This is a genomic window from Chryseobacterium sp. DT-167, assembly GCF_058310155.1.
The window spans coordinates 262615-277025 of the sequence record NZ_JBZEEQ010000004.1 but is presented as its reverse complement, the minus strand read 5'-3'; the positions used below and the strand labels follow the sequence as shown (position 1 = coordinate 277025).

14 protein-coding genes are annotated in these 14411 nt (G+C 33.6%); 2 read left to right on the top strand and 12 right to left on the bottom strand.

Annotated elements, in window-relative coordinates:
- The first annotated feature begins 156 nt into the window (after positions 1–156).
- The gene (locus AC4FQ5_RS08045) at positions 157–369 is read left to right on the top strand and encodes a hypothetical protein (RefSeq protein ID WP_300352032.1); all 213 of its coding nucleotides are present in this window, start codon (positions 157–159) and stop codon (positions 367–369) included.
- A 49-nt stretch (positions 370–418) separates the two neighbouring features.
- On the opposite strand, the gene AC4FQ5_RS08040 is transcribed toward AC4FQ5_RS08045, so the two are convergent.
- The 8 genes from AC4FQ5_RS08040 to AC4FQ5_RS08005 form a co-directional block, all read right to left on the bottom strand.
- Positions 419–1183 (bottom strand): DUF3575 domain-containing protein, encoded by a 765-nt coding sequence (locus AC4FQ5_RS08040; RefSeq protein WP_491142267.1) that lies wholly within the window; start codon positions 1181–1183, stop codon positions 419–421.
- A 143-nt stretch (positions 1184–1326) separates the two neighbouring features.
- A complete protein-coding gene (locus tag AC4FQ5_RS08035) occupies positions 1327–2301 on the bottom strand; it encodes a T9SS type A sorting domain-containing protein (RefSeq protein ID WP_491142265.1) in 975 nt (324 codons plus the stop codon).
- Positions 2302–2374: 73 nt separating this feature from the next.
- The gene (locus tag AC4FQ5_RS08030) at positions 2375–3178 is read right to left on the bottom strand and encodes a hypothetical protein (RefSeq protein WP_491142263.1); all 804 of its coding nucleotides are present in this window, start codon (positions 3176–3178) and stop codon (positions 2375–2377) included.
- A 34-nt stretch (positions 3179–3212) separates the two neighbouring features.
- Positions 3213–3653 carry a DUF1801 domain-containing protein gene (locus AC4FQ5_RS08025; RefSeq protein ID WP_491142261.1) on the bottom strand — a complete coding sequence of 147 codons (441 nt, stop codon included), beginning with the start codon at positions 3651–3653 and terminating at the stop codon, positions 3213–3215.
- Positions 3654–3717: 64 nt separating this feature from the next.
- Positions 3718–4332 (bottom strand): hypothetical protein, encoded by a 615-nt coding sequence (locus AC4FQ5_RS08020; protein WP_491142259.1) that lies wholly within the window; start codon positions 4330–4332, stop codon positions 3718–3720.
- A 144-nt stretch (positions 4333–4476) separates the two neighbouring features.
- Positions 4477–4884 (bottom strand): NAD(+)--rifampin ADP-ribosyltransferase, encoded by a 408-nt coding sequence (gene arr / locus AC4FQ5_RS08015; RefSeq protein WP_491142257.1) that lies wholly within the window; start codon positions 4882–4884, stop codon positions 4477–4479.
- Positions 4885–4981: 97 nt separating this feature from the next.
- On the bottom strand, positions 4982–7039 hold the full coding sequence (locus AC4FQ5_RS08010; protein ID WP_491142255.1) for a M48 family metalloprotease: 2058 nt from the start codon (positions 7037–7039) through the stop codon (positions 4982–4984).
- A gap of 192 nt (positions 7040–7231) precedes the next feature.
- Complete coding sequence (locus AC4FQ5_RS08005) at positions 7232–7771, bottom strand: hypothetical protein (RefSeq protein ID WP_491142253.1); 540 nt, start codon at positions 7769–7771, stop codon at positions 7232–7234.
- A 173-nt stretch (positions 7772–7944) separates the two neighbouring features.
- Between AC4FQ5_RS08005 and AC4FQ5_RS08000 the strand changes: the two genes are divergently transcribed.
- Positions 7945–8841, top strand: a complete 897-nt coding sequence (locus tag AC4FQ5_RS08000; RefSeq protein ID WP_491142251.1) for a winged helix-turn-helix domain-containing protein — start codon at positions 7945–7947, stop codon at positions 8839–8841.
- Between the two features lie 126 nt (positions 8842–8967).
- On the opposite strand, the gene AC4FQ5_RS07995 is transcribed toward AC4FQ5_RS08000, so the two are convergent.
- The 4 genes from AC4FQ5_RS07995 to groL form a co-directional block, all read right to left on the bottom strand.
- Positions 8968–9354, bottom strand: coding sequence for a hypothetical protein (locus AC4FQ5_RS07995; RefSeq protein WP_491142249.1), 387 nt, complete (start codon positions 9352–9354; stop codon positions 8968–8970).
- A gap of 185 nt (positions 9355–9539) precedes the next feature.
- On the bottom strand, positions 9540–10382 hold the full coding sequence (locus tag AC4FQ5_RS07990) for a Kelch repeat-containing protein (protein WP_491142247.1): 843 nt from the start codon (positions 10380–10382) through the stop codon (positions 9540–9542).
- A 257-nt stretch (positions 10383–10639) separates the two neighbouring features.
- The gene (locus AC4FQ5_RS07985; RefSeq protein ID WP_491142246.1) at positions 10640–12487 is read right to left on the bottom strand and encodes an NACHT domain-containing protein; all 1848 of its coding nucleotides are present in this window, start codon (positions 12485–12487) and stop codon (positions 10640–10642) included.
- 233 nt (positions 12488–12720) lie between these two features.
- Entirely contained in the window at positions 12721–14346 is a 1626-nt protein-coding gene (gene groL / locus AC4FQ5_RS07980; protein WP_491142244.1) for a chaperonin GroEL, read from the bottom strand.
- Positions 14347–14411: the final 65 nt, after the last annotated feature.

The following is a 14411-nucleotide window of genomic DNA, read 5'->3' as shown; positions in this document are numbered from 1 at the left end:
TTTTTGTTATTTAGATTAATTGTAAAAAATATGGTAAACCCTATGGTTATTTCAAATGAAATTACTAAATTTATTAAAAATTCAACCATATGTTGAAATTAACAGGGGCTAAACAGAGAATTATTGATAAATTTTAACTTAAACCTAAAAATAAAGATGAATAATATCCAAGACGAATTTCAGGTCTTAAAAGAAGAATTGAAGAAACTAAACATTGACGTACAGAAAGTAGTAAAAGTAGGAAACGGAAGTATGGATTTCCATGAGGTCTTTTACAAATCTCCAAGATATGATGACGTAAGGACGGTATATGTACAGCGCCACACGCTCGATCATCTTATTGAGAAATTTAAAGATGCCTATAAATAAAACATACCGTTCACAAACCGTGAACGGTATGTTTTTTATGATAGAAAGATTAAAATCTGTAACCCAGTGAGAATCCGCTCCGGAAACCTGCCCAGGGTCCGTCAACCTTTATCCTAGCACCGTTAGAATTTGTCTCAACAGTGTAATCAACAAACGGAATATCTAAATTTTCAATCTCTCTTTTTAGCTCAGCCTGCATTTCAGGGGTGAGAATGATGTTGCTTGTCAAGTCAAAATCTCCTCTTGCTGAGCCGTAATGCGCTCCTGCAATCCAAAAATCTAAGATAAAACTGTGTTGTTTATTAAGGAAAAACTGTGCTCCCACCATCAGTCCGCCACTGTTTCCGTTTGCATCTCCCAAACCTTTTAGCGGAATAGGAATGGTAGTTCCGAATGCGCTGTAATCATAAGTGTAATCAAAAGTATTGGTAGAAACTTTTGAATATCGGTAATAAGGGGCAAAATAAAACCCTTTTCCGTAACCCTGACCGATGTAAAACCTGGGCTCGATGGTAAAGTTGGTTGCTTTTATTTTAAGATTCTGAAAATCTTTCTCATCTTCCTCACTCAAAAAAGCATTCATAAAAGGAACTTTTCCTTCAGCGACTGTTCCAAATCCTACATTGATGGCAAACCATCGGTTGATGGATCTTTCGTAAGAGAGATTGATGTTTCGGAATGCATAACCGGTAATATTGGTTTTAATGATATTCATTTTATCTTCAGGAACGGTATTCACTTCTGAAGTTGTTATTTCCTGTGCGTTGATTCCCGAAATTAGAAAGTACGGGACAAGGAAAAGTAGTTTTTTCATGGCGTAATATTTTGATTAAATTAATAAAAAAAGGTATTTGGTGTGATGAAATTTAAAAGAACAATAAATTACAATTCTGTTAAATCAAAAACCGTTCTAAAAACTTAAAACGGCTGGAAATATTTTTAAATAATTAAAGATAATTACTTTTTGATAAATTTTATGCTTTCAGATTGGGATTTGTTTCCAGAAACTTCAATAAAGTAAGTAGAGGGTGACAATTCTGAAACCTGTACTTTTCCGGACTTCAAATCTGATGTTTTAACTAGTTTTCCATCCAAGCTGTAGATATTAGCTTTAGAATATTTAGATAAGTCTCCTTTAAATTCTATAAAATCCTGTGCCGGATTTGGATAAATTTTAAATGCATCTTTTTTAACTAAATCGGATGCCGCCAAAAAAGTTTCACTCAGAGCTTGAGCGACATTGGTTGTCTGTGCAGTTCCCTGAACAGTAATCACGGCATTCGTTGTATTCAATAATGGGAATTTGTGAGCACTGTCATAATATGTATATGATGTATTGACTACAGTTCCTACAGGAAAGCCAAATACAGTTAAAGAAAAATTCTGTACAGATTTTACTCTTAAAACATTGGTATAGGTTTTTGGTCCGATAAGAAGTGTTCCCGATGCGTCTGCCGTAATGGCAATTGTACCACTGAAATTTCCTGAACCTGCCGTTGCAGAAAATGTACCTGATGCGGTATCATTTTCAGAATATCCGAATGCTGCAGGATAGCTGATGAATGTTCCGTTGTTGGTAGAAAAATTGAGGGTAGCATCGGGAGTTACCAATCCTGTGATTTCAAGTTTTGTAGCGGTTTGTTTATAATAAACCGTATTACTTCCTCCCACCATTTTGATTGTGGTTCCGGGAAAAGTTGAAATTTCGCTTGTCGTAGGAGCGGAGTAGGTAGTGACTGATGCAGAGCCTTGTGTCAAACTACTGTTGGAAAAGGTAGTATTGGCTCCGGTTGCTGAGTTATCAACTGTTCCGTTGACGTTTACGTTATTTACTGTTTCACCAGTGACTGGATCATTAAACGCTTTAGTAATGGTGGTCTGCGCTGAAAATGTTGTGGCAGATACAATTAAAAAGAATAAAGTTGTTTTCATATTTACTTTTTTGATAAAGATAATTAAAAAGTAAATTGCTTTATTTTATTTATTTGATAATGAGAAAAACGATTTATCTATCCCATATTTTTCGCATCAATTTTAATAATGGAAATTCGGACACTTCGCTCTTATTTTTCAAAGGGTTTTTATTATTTTGAGTCTCTTCAAGATTTGTTAAAGAATCACTTTTGCTCTTTTCATAGTGCTCCACCCCTAAATCAAATAGTTCGTCTTCACCAAATTGGTATACAAATGCTGAACTGCCTTTATGAGGGAATCGGAGATAATCTTTTGGGGGAATTGGTAATTTGCTTTCACATTCTTTTGAACAGAGATTTGTCAAAAGAGGTAAAATATCAGTTCCTACTAATAAAGAAATCCATAACTGGTTTGTCTGATCATAAGTGATTGCCTTATTGCAAACACTACAATTTACAGTGTCGCCAAAATATCTTACGGGATTATGAGCTAAATCTGGAAACCCCATTCTATTCTTATAATTGCCGTACAAAATTCTTGTGCTTACTCTGCTGTCTTTAAGATTTTTGCATTTTGTAATTTCATAAGGAAACCAATGTAAATTGTATGAAGTATAGGGATCAAAATATTCAAGTGCTTCCATTTCTCCGATTTCTGGAGGAATGCGTTTCAGTTTGCTTCCGTAAAGCCAAACTTTCTTAACCTTTTTTAATTTTGAAATTGTTTCCGGTAAGGTGTATATTTGAGAAAACAATTCTAATCCAAGCTCTTCTAAAGGTAAAAATTCATCAAGATTTTCGTTCGCAACTTTATCAATATACTCACAAAGTTTTTTCCAGGCAATAGAAGTTCTGTCTTGTACATCATTTTCTATTTTTGATATTCTTTTATTCATTTTATAGATTCCCCGTGCTATTATTTAAGAAATTTTATTCTTCTCTGCAGGCACATTCGTGATGCTTATTGATATATTCGATGGTAGTTTTACAAAGCTTTTCCAAAGTATCTAAATTAATATCAGACAACTTTTTTACATAAATACAAGCTTTGCCCATTTTGAATTTTCCTAATTCACCCAACAACGGTTTGCTTTCTTCGGTTGGTGAATAAACATAGAGAGAAAACTCTGCTTTACGTGGTGAAAAACCAATGAGGGGCATATCACCTTCGTGTCCGCTTGCATATTTGTAATGGTAACTGCCAAATCCGATGATTGTTGGTCCCCACATTTTTGGTTCAAATCCTGACCATTCACTCATCAATTTTATGAGCTGATAACTGTCTGCTTTCTTTTGTTCGTTCTCAACATAAGAATTGATGAAATCAGTAACGTTGACTTCTGTTTCTTTGGTTTTATTTGCTTTAGCCATAGTATTAAATTTCTTTAAAAATAATAAAATTACTATACTACTTTGATGACAAAATCAAGAGATCTTATTTTGGGATTTTTTTATTTAATTTTTTCTTAGCGATCATTTTGCCATTCTGATCCCACCTCAAATATTCTCCCGTAAAAATAAATGGATATGTTTTATCACTTAAATCGGAGTCATAAATATTACCATTTTCATTAAACAATAATTCGTGACTCTCTTTCTTTTTTAATTTTGGTATGTTTGGATTGTTTTCTACAAATTCTTTATTGTCATAATAAGTAATCAGTTTTACGGCAGTTCCATTTTTGTACTGTATCGAATAAATTTCGCCAGAGTCATTAGAATAAATTATTCCGTCAATTGGAACGATCTTCTCAATGCCGTTTTCCACGTCAGTATGATAATAATTCATGATCCGTTTTGTAACCAGCGTTGCTGAATCTGTAATTTTTTTATCAAAAAACTCACTTATGCCAAGGTTTACAGAATCATTTTCGTAAATTATTATTTGATTATTATTTTTGTCAAAGGTGTATTTTCCTCTGTATAAAAGTTCATTTTTCAAACTAAATACTTCTAATAAAGTTCGATTACAGCCATTTTCTATTTTATTGTATTGAAATTCGCCAGGAGTGTTCCCTTTAAATTTTACATAACCATTAAATGGCTTCATATCAGGTTTTGTATATAAACAATGGTTTGAGCTAAGCATATTTCGATACTCACGAGTAAACAGCTTATCCTGCGAAAAAGAAAATATCCAACAGGTACTTAATATCAAAGTGATTATAGATTTCATAATAATAAAGATTGACAATTAATCTTCAATGGCTTCAATGCCCTGTTCTTTCAGTTTTTCCAGATGATCCTTCATTGTTTTGAGCTGTTCAGGTGAATGTCCTTGCCAATCGGTAACTTCTCCTACTACCTTGAAAGGATGTTGCGAACGGTAAGATTTTGTAGGATTTCCGGGAAACTTTTTATCGGTTACATTGGGATCGTCTTCGATTTTGCCTGTTGGTTCTACAATGTATATTCTTTCTTTTCCGTCTCCGAATGCCAATTCTGCGCCCCACGTTGCCGCATCCAAAGTCTCAGACAGATAAATGTATTTAGATTTTCTCTTTGTCCCATAGTTTGAGACAAAGCCGACTTCGATGAGGTCGCCGGTTTTTAAATCTGCTTTCGTACCGTGGTAGTAGATTGGGGGTTGTTTTGGGCTCATTGTTTTAATTCATTTAAATAGTTGTCATTCATTTATGAACATTTAGTAAAAGTAATAAAAAAACCACTCTGCAAAAACAAAACGGTTTGTATTATAATTAAGATACTTTCTCTACACGATGGTGATCTTCAAGATCTTTCATTAATGAAAGCACTTCTTTTTTGATCAGAAAATATTTTCTGTGAAGGAAATAGGGTAAAGTATTGATTGCTTTCATCAGCAACTGTAAATTGGCTTCAAAATACTCTTCGTTGCGGAAATAGATATGCTCTTTCTCTATGTAATCTTTTAAATCTTTTACATCTTTCTCACTCAATTCTGAAATGAGACGAGGATTCTGAAGATGAAATCTTAATTCTTGTTTTAATTGGTCTTCAAGAGATTTAAGGGTAGTGAAATTATGTCTGATCTGCTCAAAAGGAGTTCGCGCACTGATAAAAGCTGTGGCATTTATAAGATCTGTATAAAGTTTGAATTTACCTTCATACTGCTTATCATAATCACAGAATGATTGATAAAGACCTGCAAATCCTGCTTTTCTTCCCTGCTTTTCTGAAATTTTAAGGAAATAATTATAGATATCAGAGTCGTTTTTTACAATCTGATTTTTAATTTCTACTATAGACTGATCAATTTCCGGGATGAGTTTTTTGGCTTCGGCAGCTTTATATTTTCTTCCGTCGTAATCGAAGGTTTTTAAGATAAATTCTTTATTGGCAATGGCTTCAACGGTTTTTTTATCACTTTCCAAAGCGATTAATGTATAAACAAGCTCCACTTTTTCGTTGTCAAAAAGATGATCGAATTGTATGTCTTCTGACAACAGATTTTCCTGAACTTCAGAATCAGGATTTTTATTATCGTAATAATTATTAAAAATTTTATCAAATGAATCTTTCTGATATTGCGTTTCAAATTCAGTTTTAAAAGTGTCGAATTCTAAATCTGTTCTGCCGTGTTCGTATTTTACATTTGAGAAAAGCTTAGCAGTTAGTTTTTCCTGTGTTTTTTCAAAATCTTTAAATAAATCTTTTGCAGGTTGATTGTCAGTATCTTTTACAATATTGAGATGTCTTAGTTTTGCCACCCGATCTTCAGTAGAAGGATGTGATGCCCATTGATTTTCTATATTCAATTTTGATTTGTTAAACAATCCCGATTCTGCAAGTTTTACGTACGGAAGATCATATTTGGTTTCCAATTCACTTTGTTCTGCAAGAAAATTCATCACAAAAAACTGTTCTCTGTAAATATTTTTGCTCGATTGGTTTTTTGAAATTCTCGCTTCATAAAAATTAAGAACATTATTGTAAGAATTGTTGGCAAGCTCTAATCTTAAAAGCGATTCTTCCAGAGAAATTGAACCCGCAATATTCGCAGCAACTTCATCAGCATGAAATTCCATTTCTCTGGAAAGTGCCATATGACGGATGTTTACGTAAGAATACATCTTTGCGAGAACCCATTGTATTTTTGAAGTAATAAAAATCGCAAGTGATGCGAAAATTGAAAAATAACCGCTGAAACTTGCAAACTTTTCAATAGAATTTCTATAAGACGCATCGTCATTCACCAGATTAAAAATAATCTGATTCACATTATACACATAGCTTCCGACCTTCATCGAGCGTTGTGAGAAATGCCCGAATTCGTGGGATAATATGGCTTTCAACTCCTGCTTTGTGGTTGTGTTGATAAGTCCGACTCCAATCGTAAGATTTTTCTGAATCGGGAAAAACATACTCCAGAAACTCGAATCGTAGAATACACTTGCGTTGACATCTGACGAGAGATACACTTTTTTCGGAAAGTTGGTTTCGGCTTCTTTTACGATTTCGTCGATCATTTTAAAAAGTTCAGGTTCGTCTGATCTTTTGATTTCGGTGAGATAACTTCTGTCGTTGATATGTTTTTTAAATAAAAATTTAATGATAAAAAAGAAAACAAAAATGCCTGTTCCAGCCAAACCAACTCCCAACATCAGTGTCAGAAACATCGGTTTTGCTACAATGAGCCAGATCCCACCACCAATACAAGCTAAAGCTAAAATGATAGTAAAAAGAAAAATAAGAATGTAGACAAAAATAAAAGTGACGATAGAAGAGACTGCTGCCTTGGTCTTTTTTCTAAAATCCTGTGAAATCTGAATGTGCATGGTTATATTTTTTTACAATAATACATACATCCTATTAATCGGGCAAGAAAAATCCTGTGGTACGGAGTTAAATTGTGTTGATCTTAAAAATTAAAATAACATAAGCTATACACATTTAATAACCGATTATTAAATTAACCTTGTCAAGGTTTTAAGCCTTGACAAGGTTAGCTCCTAGAATATAGAACTTACTTAGCAACCGCCTTTACGAGCAATTCTTTTAAAAATTACTTTGCCATCTCGTTGCAGATATCCGCAAGATATGATAGGATATGAGTACTTCGGCGCGTGAGCTACGTAATGGCTTTTTATCATTATTCTGTCGTTAATTTTCAGGCTTTTCAATTGCTCAAGTTGAGATTTTTCAGCGTCAAATGTTACGATATAATCGTCACCATTAATTCTCACCATTACTCCGTAACCTAATCTTGATCCTGGCGGAAGAGAAAGAGAGGTGACCACTCCTTCCATATTGGTGTAATCTGTAATGTGCTTCCAAATTTTAGCTTCGGCGGCATACACTTTTTTACCTCGGGGTGATTCTTCCCATTCTTTGAACTTTTTACCATCGGGGGTAGCTTCCCATTTCTTTTTTTCGGCATTCTTTTCAGCGGCAGAAAGTTGCTTTTGAACCGGCTTCTTAATAGTTTCATTTTTGATTTCTCGATTGGCAAATAATAGTCCGCTCACCACAATTAGTGGTAAAATCAGTGCATAAATTAATTTTCTCATAATTTTTTGGATTTTAAATTAAATATAAATTCTTTTGCTCGATCAAATCTGATAAGACCTGTTTTTTTATAGGCTATCAAAGTTGACTCAGCGAAAGTACTTTGATATTTTTCTGATTTTGGGATTTAGATTGTAAATAAAATTGTAAACTTTGTAAATAATAACTTGACATTATGCATCTTAGCCAAAATCTCCTCTCAGGAAAGCGTAAATACCTTTTAGGAATCATTTTGCTCTCATTAATCTTTGTCATCTTTGCTGCTTTCAGCACTGAGGATAAGGATGATTTTGATTTTGCCAAAAGGGAAGTGTTACTTCGCAGAATAGGACATGAACTGCTTTTACAATCAGGCGACCGTACATCAAGAGTGCTTCCGGTAAAAAAGATTGCAGATAATGAATATCAGATTAGTTTTGAGAATAACCTTACTTTTCAACCGGACTCTTTGGTGAATCTTACAAAGCGAGTGTTGGCAAAAGATCCGCTGGCAAGTGATTATATTGTTAATGTTCTGAATTGTGGCAACTCCAGTGTAGCTTACGGATATTCGGTTTCGAAGAGTAAAAAAGATGATATTGTAGCCTGTATAGGAAGAAAACAACCCAAAGCTTGCTACATGATCAACATCAAATTCAAACCAACTGGGATCAACACTACAAAGACTGCATATCTATTAGGGGGGCTTTCATTTTTAGCATTTGTCGGTTTTGTTTTTTTGAGGTCTAAATCTGTAAAATCACAAAAAGTTTTACCTGAAAATCAGGAAGCTGATCTTTTTACTTTGGGCTCTGTATTGTTTGATTCTAAAAACAGAAAGCTCATCATTGATGAAAAAACCATAGACCTTACCGCAACAGAAAGCCGAGTATTACTCATTTTCGCATCGTCTCCCAACGAAATCATCGAGAGAAGCCGACTGCAAAAAGAAATCTGGGAAGATGACGGTGTGATTGTAGGAAGAAGTCTGGATATGTTCATCTCAAAACTCAGAAAAAAACTGGAAATCGATCCAAATATTAATATTGTGGTGATCCGTGGGAAAGGATATAGGCTTGAAATTAATTCTTAAGAAAGCTTTTGTCAGCAAAGTGATTTTATTAGATGTCACTTTTTGGATGGGAATATTTTTTAACCTTGACAAGGTTAACCGCAGAAAATAGATTCTCAAAATGAGATTTTTCCGAAGATTGAAGATTTACTCTACAACACCCTCTCCTGTGATAATTGCTTCCTCCATCGAATCCACAATTTCAGAGACTGAAATTGAAAATACTCCCGCAATTCCCTGATCAAATTCTTTTTTCCAATACTCGTAGCCGTCAATTTTAGTGTGAAGTTTTACTTTATTGTTTTTCAAAACGGTAACACTTTTATCTAATGCTTCTTCAGTAATCGGAATGTGTGTCAATTCATTTGCAAAACCTTTTTCTACATCAGGATTTCCCACTTTTAAATTGCCAATCGATATATGAATGACCTTTCCCTCTTTTGGATACTCTTCTATTTTTAAAATTTTCAGGGTAGAGTTTTCTTCGCCTTTGCGGGTTTTGTAATTCCATTCCTGACCGACTTTGTATTTCATGGTTTCTGGGTTTTTGCAGTTGGTGAGGAAGAGAGATAGAAAGAGTGTTGTGAAAATTTGAAGTTTGGTCATAGGTAGAAATATTACTTTATGGAAGCCAGATGAAAGGATTCGTGCGGCAGCGAGGGGAAACCATCTCTGTGGGCATTGGTATAAGCTTTTGATTTAAATACATCTTCATTTGTTTATTTAGCGGAAAGTACTTCTTCGTTAATATCTGCAACCTGAATGCTTTTAATAGCTGATTTGGTTGAGGATGCTGTACTTCCACCCATGATGTATAATTTATTGTTATATATTTCTGCAGCAGCATGTCGTCTGGGAATCATATTGGATGATAACTGATGCAACGTATTGGTTTCTGTATCAAAGTAGGCTAAAAAATTTTGATTATTATAACCGCCTGCAATAAAAATCTTATTACCGGATACCGCTAATGAATGACCCGATATCGCAGCAGGCATGGTATATTGCTCAGTCCAAAGATTTTTGTTGAGATCATACACGTTAACCAGACGGGATGACGTACCGTTAAAACCTCCAATGACATAGAGCTTATTATTCACAATTTTGCCCCTTGCTTCTCTGGCATTAGGCATATTTGGTAACGGATGCCATGTATCTGAAGCAATGTCATAGTATTGGAATCTGTCAGAAAATACAGTGATTGCAGCATTGTTTAGTCCGCTGCCTCCGAACGTATATATTTTTCCGTTATGAATGGCAGAACCGGCATTTCCTGTGTAGGCACGATTAACAGCTCCTTTCGTTTTTTTATGAGTTTCAAGGTCTATAATTTCAAGATGGCTGTTTCCCCACCCGTTAAAAATATAAATTTTATTACCGTAAGTCTCCGAATTGGCGAATCTTTTAGGAACCAGATTAGAGTTGATGATACTCCAGCGGTTATCTTTAATACTGTATTTCTCAATAAAATTTGCATAACCATCCGTATCTTTATACCCATTGCTCACATAGATATTGTCACCTGCAATAGCACTGCTTATCGCTCCTCTGCGAACAGACATATCCGCAAGATATTTAAAATTTAAGGTTTGTGCACTGGCTAAACAAAAACCGAAAAGTGAAAGGAGTAATAATTTTGTTTTCAATGACGTTGAGGTTTGGTTTAATTGATTTTCTGTGTAGAAAAATATGTTTTAAATATAGGGAAAAGTGATGGGTTGGAAATTTGCGACATCGGATAATTCCTCAACACCATTTTCTTTGAGGATTGTTTCTTCCAATGAGTTTACAATTTTAGATACTGAGATTGAAAATAATGCTAGACATAGCCTTTTATCTTTTCAATTAATATTTTACTGATAAAAATTCGACTTGGTTGCCCACTTCTCTTATCAATTGGGATATTTAAATCTTTAAAAAGATATTCAATTTCTTCACCGTATGTAGAGTGTTTATTATATAATTTTTCAAATTGTTTAAAAGTTCTTGCAATATTTGTACTTTCAATTAATTTAATGAATGTAGTTAATGAATTTTCATCCCTATTTTTATTTATATAAATAAAGAAAAAGAGAAGAGCAAAATGACTATTATCAAAATCAGGTTTTTCATCAACTAATCTTGTAAAGAAAATATCCCAGAATCTAGAATCGAATTTCATATATGATGTAATGAAATATTCAAAATAAATATTTGGTTGGGATGACAAACTAACACAAATTGCTAATTCATTAGGTAAGTTTTTTATTACATCAAAATCTGGTATTTTAGGAGTTTGAGAAATATATTTAGCAGTTAAATATTCTTGTAAAGATTTGTGAGAAAATTGAAAATAATCATAACCAACTTGAGCTAATAACCCTGTGTGATTTTCGAGCTCTAATACAACTTTTTTTGCCTGTGATTTTGGTAAATCATGAGATATATATATGTTATTATAGCATTTTCTTATGTCATCGCTATTAAAAACATTTTTATTAAGATGGTAAGTCAGCCAAAAAGAAAGATGAGATAAAAAATCTTTCTTTTTTTCTATATAAAAGTTTGCGTAATTTGATGGTCTTGTAATATTTCTTTCTTGATCCCAATCCTCTAATAATAATTTAACTACAAAATCATAAACATATTTTGGTTTATCAGGAATATTTTTTTTCCTCTCATAGATAGCGCATAGATGTGATAATGTTAATGGTCGAATTGATGTATCATAGAATGGGGAAGATTTTATTTTTTGGAATAAATCATCAGCCTTAAGATTATTATTTAACCATTTTTTAATTAAAGATTTAATTTGTCTATCGTTCAAAGGACATATTTCAAAAGTATCAGTATTATTTAACTTCAAATTGAAATCATTACTTCTTGAAGTCATTATAAATTTTGAATTATTTAGAGATAATGATAGCTCTTCGAATTCTTTTTCAATCCTTTTCTTTAAATCTAAATCAGGAATTTCGTCAAATCCATCTGCTATCAGAAGAATATTAGTGTTGTTGAAAAAATTTAGAATTGTTTGTTTTAAACTATTATAATATTCGTATGGAAATGATTCAGTATATTTATTTGGAAAATTAACTTCTATTCCTAATATATCAATCAATATTTTGTATAGTCCAAAACTTTCATCTTTATAATGTTTATCATAATCAATTTCTCTAAATCGGATCATTAATGGACAAGAGAAATTATTACTATTTTTCGAATTCAAAAATTCAAGATAAAAGTTTTTTAATAATGTTGTTTTTCCTGCACCAGCACCGCCATAAATTATAATATTTTTGTAGATATTTTCGAAAATCTTCTTTGAACTAATCGTTTGTGTTTTTTCTTCTACGTCAAAACGATTTTTTAAAGGTGATAAATATAAATCAATATCTACAAATACCTTTTTTAAAGATTTAGATTTTAATGCAGTTCCAAAATTTATTTCGCTTGCCCAGTTTAAACTAGTTTCAATATTATATTTTATTTGATTAAGAACTTTTTCTTCTTCAATTTGAAAGTTATATATTTCTTTGAATTCTTCAAATTCATCATTTTTAAGCTTTTTTTTTGCGGCTTTCATTGTGGAACTATACAAAGTGTCAAATACTTTGCTAACATTTTTAATTCCATTTTCAATAATTATTTCAACAGTTTTTTCTGTAATAATATCAGTTAAATCCATAATTAAAATTCAAAATCTGGTTTTTAAGATTACGCCTGACTCCCAAATACGCATTGCATCAATATATAATATGTTTAATTGTGCTAATATTACTTTGGTTTTTAGCTATCTAATTGTCAATCAGTAAATATAAAACATAAATATACTATTTTCCTACAGAAAACCATATTCAAACAAAAACCGTCCTGCAAAAGCAGAACGGTTTTAAAAAATATTGTCTCAGCAACACGCTGTTACATCATTCCTGGCATTCCACCTCCCATTGGCATAGCAGGTTCTGTGCTCTTAATTTCAGTGATTACACATTCAGTTGTTAATAGCATTCCAGAAACTGAAGCTGCGTTTTCAAGAGCAACTCTTGTTACTTTCGTAGGGTCGATGATACCTGCTTCAAGCATGTTTACATACTCGTCAGTTTTAGCATTGTATCCGAAGTCTCCGCTGCCTTCAGCAACTTTAGCTACGATTACAGAACCTTCACCTCCTGCGTTGGCAACGATTTGTCTCAATGGCTCTTCGATCGCTCTTTTTACGATTTTGATACCGGTAGTTTCGTCAGCATTGATTCCTGTAAGATTTTTTAAAGCATCAATAGCTCTTACCAAAGCAACACCACCACCTGCAACGATACCTTCTTCAACAGCTGCTCTTGTAGCGTTTAATGCATCATCAACTCTGTCTTTTTTCTCTTTCATTTCAACCTCAGAAGCTGCACCTACGTACAATACGGCAACACCACCGGCTAATTTAGCCAATCTTTCCTGTAGTTTTTCTCTGTCGTAGTCAGAAGTTGTGGTTTCCATCTGAGCTTTGATCTGGTTTACTCTGCCTTTGATCTTGCTTTCTTCACCACCACCGTTTACAACTGTTGTGTTGTCTTTGTCGATAGATACTTTCTCAGCAGTTCCCAACATATCCAGAGAGATATTTTCCATTGTGAAACCTTGCTCTTCAGAAATTACCTGTCCACCAGTCAGGATAGCGATATCTTCCAACATTGCTTTTCTTCTGTCACCAAATCCTGGAGCTTTTACTGCAGCAATTTTAAGAGAACCTCTTAATTTGTTGACTACCAAAGTTGCCAAAGCTTCACCTTCAACTTCTTCAGAGATGATCAATAAAGATTTTCCGCTCTGTGCGATAGGCTCAAGAACAGGAAGCAATTCTTTCATTGAAGAGATTTTTTTCTCAACTAAAAGAATGTAAGGATTTTCCAATTCAGTAAGCATTTTCTCAGGATTTGTCACGAAGTAAGGTGACTGGTATCCTCTGTCAAACTGCATACCTTCTACAACATCTACTGTTGTATCGATACCTTTAGCTTCTTCTACAGTGATTACTCCTTCTTTACCTACTTTTCCGAAAGCTTCAGCGATCAAAGATCCGATTGTTTCATCGTTGTTTGCAGAAACTGAAGCAACCTGCTTCACCATTTCTGTAGAATCTCCAACTTCTTTAGACTGCTCTTTAAGGTTGGCAACAACAGCAGTTACTGCTTTGTCGATCCCTCTTTTCAAGTCCATTGGGTTTGCACCTGCAGCTACGTTCTTAAGACCTTCTCTTACGATAGCCTGTGCCAAAACAGTAGCGGTAGTAGTACCGTCTCCTGCGATATCATTGGTTTTGGAAGCCACTTCTTTTACCATTTGTGCTCCCATGTTTTCTACTCTGTCTTCAAGTTCGATTTCTTTTGCTACAGAAACACCATCTTTAGTAACGTGAGGTGCACCGAAAGATTTTTCGATTACTACGTTTCTACCTTTTGGTCCTAAAGTTACTTTTACTGCATTAGCCAATGCATCAACTCCTCTTTTTAGAGCGTCTCTTGACTCGATATCGAATTTTATTTCTTTTGCCATTTTGATTAGATATTAGATGTTAAATGTCAGAAGTTAGACATGTAACACTTGTTTTAATTTAATTT

Coding starts and splice junctions, on each gene's coding strand:
- AC4FQ5_RS08045 (WP_300352032.1), top strand. CDS start 157: ATGAATAATATCCAAGACGAATTTCAGGTCTTAAAAGAAGAATTGAAG.
- AC4FQ5_RS08040 (WP_491142267.1), bottom strand. CDS start 1,183: ATGAAAAAACTACTTTTCCTTGTCCCGTACTTTCTAATTTCGGGAATC.
- AC4FQ5_RS08035 (WP_491142265.1), bottom strand. CDS start 2,301: ATGAAAACAACTTTATTCTTTTTAATTGTATCTGCCACAACATTTTCA.
- AC4FQ5_RS08030 (WP_491142263.1), bottom strand. CDS start 3,178: ATGAATAAAAGAATATCAAAAATAGAAAATGATGTACAAGACAGAACT.
- AC4FQ5_RS08025 (WP_491142261.1), bottom strand. CDS start 3,653: ATGGCTAAAGCAAATAAAACCAAAGAAACAGAAGTCAACGTTACTGAT.
- AC4FQ5_RS08020 (WP_491142259.1), bottom strand. CDS start 4,332: ATGAAGCCATTTAATGGTTATGTAAAATTTAAAGGGAACACTCCTGGC.
- arr (WP_491142257.1), bottom strand. CDS start 4,884: ATGAGCCCAAAACAACCCCCAATCTACTACCACGGTACGAAAGCAGAT.
- AC4FQ5_RS08010 (WP_491142255.1), bottom strand. CDS start 7,039: ATGCACATTCAGATTTCACAGGATTTTAGAAAAAAGACCAAGGCAGCA.
- AC4FQ5_RS08005 (WP_491142253.1), bottom strand. CDS start 7,771: ATGAGAAAATTAATTTATGCACTGATTTTACCACTAATTGTGGTGAGC.
- AC4FQ5_RS08000 (WP_491142251.1), top strand. CDS start 7,945: ATGCATCTTAGCCAAAATCTCCTCTCAGGAAAGCGTAAATACCTTTTA.
- AC4FQ5_RS07995 (WP_491142249.1), bottom strand. CDS start 9,354: ATGAAATACAAAGTCGGTCAGGAATGGAATTACAAAACCCGCAAAGGC.
- AC4FQ5_RS07990 (WP_491142247.1), bottom strand. CDS start 10,382: ATGTCTGTTCGCAGAGGAGCGATAAGCAGTGCTATTGCAGGTGACAAT.
- AC4FQ5_RS07985 (WP_491142246.1), bottom strand. CDS start 12,487: ATGGATTTAACTGATATTATTACAGAAAAAACTGTTGAAATAATTATT.
- groL (WP_491142244.1), bottom strand. CDS start 14,346: ATGGCAAAAGAAATAAAATTCGATATCGAGTCAAGAGACGCTCTAAAA.